Here is a 2,824-nt window from a genome sequence, read left to right on the forward strand (position 1 = left end):
GGATCGGCTTCTGCAGGAGAAATGGCAGGTGGTGGCGGTTGCGGAAAAGAGTGTGAGCGAACTGCGCAACCATTTGCACTCTTTACAGAAACAGTGGTTGTCACACACGCAAGAGCTGCAAAAAGTGCGCAGTCGGCAACTGCAGTTGCAGAGCCTGCAGAGCCAACAAGCGACCGATGCCGATCTGGCCCAGGCACTGCCAGCCATCGAGCAGCGCTTATCCCAATTGCAGGAGCTGCAGCAGCAACAGCCGCTGCTGTATAAAAACCTCAGCGTGCCGAAGAGTCTTTCCTTGGCACAGTTGCAGGCAGAACAGATTGCCCTGAACAGCTCTCTACCCTTGCAAGAGGAAAAACGGACTCTCTTGAGCGAGCAGATCATCGTGCAAGAACGGGAGTGGGCGTTATTGCAACAGATTGCCAATCTCAACGAAGCACGACAACAACTGCGTCAGGGAGAGGCATGCCCCTTGTGTGGAGCGCTCAACCATCCCTATCTGCACAAAGAGTTGCCTGCTCCCGACGGAGCGTGGCAGCGTCTGCAGCAACGACGCATAGAGCTGCGCTCCTTGGAAAAAGAGATCGAAAGTCTGCGTCTGCGCCAGCAAACGGTTGCCTGGGGAATCAATTGGCAGCAGGCGTTGACTGCAGCACAACAGGCAATGCAGCGCTTTGCTGTGGATCTGGGCATGGCTGCGAATGTCACTGTGCTGCTCTCCGGTTTACAAAAACGTGCCCAGCAGTGGCAGATCAACCAGGAGGAGTTGCGCAAACTGGCTGAACGGGAAGCGGTTCTTCTGGCCACTGTGCAGCAAGCGCAAGAGCAACAAGAGCAGTGGCAACAACGACTGTTGCGCGATGAGCAGCAGCTTCAGCTTTTGCGCGACGATTGGAAAGAGCTGCAGCAGCAACGCCAAAATCTGTTTGCTGCAAAGGATCCGCAGCAGCACTGGCAGCGCCTTGAACAGCTCTGTCGGCAACGGGAGCATGATCAACAACAAGCAGCCCAACGCTCCGAAGAGCTGAACCGCCTATTGGCGCTATTGGAGCATGAAATAATGGGGCTGCAAGAGCGTTTGCAAAGTGGTCTAGAGCTGCTGCTGACAGCGGAAAGAGAGTGGCTTCTGCAGTTGCAGCAGGCTGGTTTTGCCGATGAAAAGGTATGGCAACTGGCGCTGCTGGAAGAGTCGCAGCGTTTGGAGCTGCAGCGTCGCGCCCAACAACTGGATGAAGAGGGTCACCATTTGCAAAGACGCCACACAGAACTGCAGCAGCAGTTGGCGGAAGAGGAGAGCCGCGCTTTGTCCACCAACAGCACCATGGAGTTGCAGCAGCAACGGCAGGAGTGGTTGGGCCAGCAACAGCAGTTGCAACAGCAGTGGGGAGCAATAGAGCAACGTCTGCGTGATCAAGAACACAATCGTCAAGAACGACAGCGTCGGCATGAGGCGTGGCAACAACAGCAGCAGGCGTGTGAGCGCTGGGAAATCTTGCACGATCTGATTGGCTCGGCAGATGGCAAAAAATTTCGTAACTTTGCGCAAGGTCTTACCTTTGAACGGGTGGTGCGCCAGGCCAACCGCCAGCTCCTGCGCATCAATGACCGCTATCAATTGCAGCGAGACCCCCAGCAACCATTGGAGTTGAATGTGTTGGATCTCTATCAGGCAGGCGAGGTGCGTTCGAGCAAAAATTTATCGGGTGGGGAGAGTTTTTTGGTCAGTTTGGCTTTGGCCTTGGGTTTGGCACAACTCTCTGGGCAGCGGATTCGGGTAGATTCTCTGTTTTTGGATGAGGGATTTGGCACCCTGGATGAGGATGCCTTGCAGATTGCCTTACAGAGCTTGGCCACTCTGCAGCAAGAGGGAAAACAGATTGGTATTATTTCCCATGTACCGGCACTGCGCGAACAGATTCCTCTGCAGATACGCATCCAGCCACAAGGGGGAGGTCGTAGCAGCATCAGCGGTCCGGGCTGCACACGAATAAACCGCAACAGTTGACCCCAAGCAGCATCCACCCCCGCATTGTTGCGCGGGCGGATGCTGCACTCTTGCACGGGTTACACCCCCCAAAGCACTGCCATTGCACCACTGCCGCTGCCATGCAAATTGTCCAGAGCGCTCACTTGTGTGGTGGTCAACCCCGCTTTAGTCCAGGCAGCTTGCCCCGCAGCAAAATTTGTGGCAACACCATTCCAGGTGGTGGCTATGGCCTGCACCTGCGCCAGCGAAAGTTCATCCAACTGCACAGCAGACAATACAGCAATCTGTGTTTTGCTGAGCGCTTTGATCTGCGCCGTGCTGATACCATCCATCTGCGTTGTCGAAAGCGAGAGGATGGCAGAGGCGGTCAGAGCCGCCATTTGTACGGTAGTCCATTCTGTCAGCCGTGCGGAAGTGAGTGCAGAAAGCTGAATATCCGCCAAACCTGCCATTTGGGTTGTGGTAAAACCATCCCATTGGGTATCGGCAAGCCCGCTCAGTTGCAACGACGATAAACCAGCCAATTGGCTGACAGCCAAAGAACGCAATACAGTTGAACGCAACCCGTTGAATTGCTCATCCACCAATGCTGCCAATTGACTTGATTGCAAACCATTCCACTGGGTATCTGCCCACGAGGCCAATTGTGCAGAGCGCAAACCATGAAGTTGCACTTCACTCAAGGTGGACAACTGCGAAGAGTGCAAACCATTCCATTGCACTGTGCTGAGCAGACCCAGTTGCGCACTCGTCAAACCAGCCAACTGGTTACTGCTCAAGGCGGCCAACTGCTGACTGCCCATACCCGCCAGTTGTGCACTGCTCAACTCTGCCAACTGC

The 2,824-nt window shown here is 55.0% G+C and carries 1 protein-coding gene and 1 pseudogene; one reads left to right on the forward strand and one right to left on the reverse strand.

What is annotated here, in order from left to right:
• The coding region (locus EJP87_RS15160; RefSeq protein WP_227657680.1) for an SbcC/MukB-like Walker B domain-containing protein at positions 1 to 2,002 on the forward strand (2,002 nt) is incomplete at its 5' end.
• 59 nt (positions 2,003 to 2,061) lie between these two features.
• Here the strand turns inward: EJP87_RS15160 and EJP87_RS18040 are convergent.
• Positions 2,062 to 2,824: pseudogene (locus tag EJP87_RS18040) on the reverse strand (hypothetical protein); the annotation flags it as partial.

The organism is Candidatus Magnetaquicoccus inordinatus, from assembly GCF_004217665.1.
In the GTDB taxonomy this organism is placed as follows: domain Bacteria; phylum Pseudomonadota; class Magnetococcia; order Magnetococcales; family Magnetaquicoccaceae; genus Magnetaquicoccus; species Magnetaquicoccus inordinatus.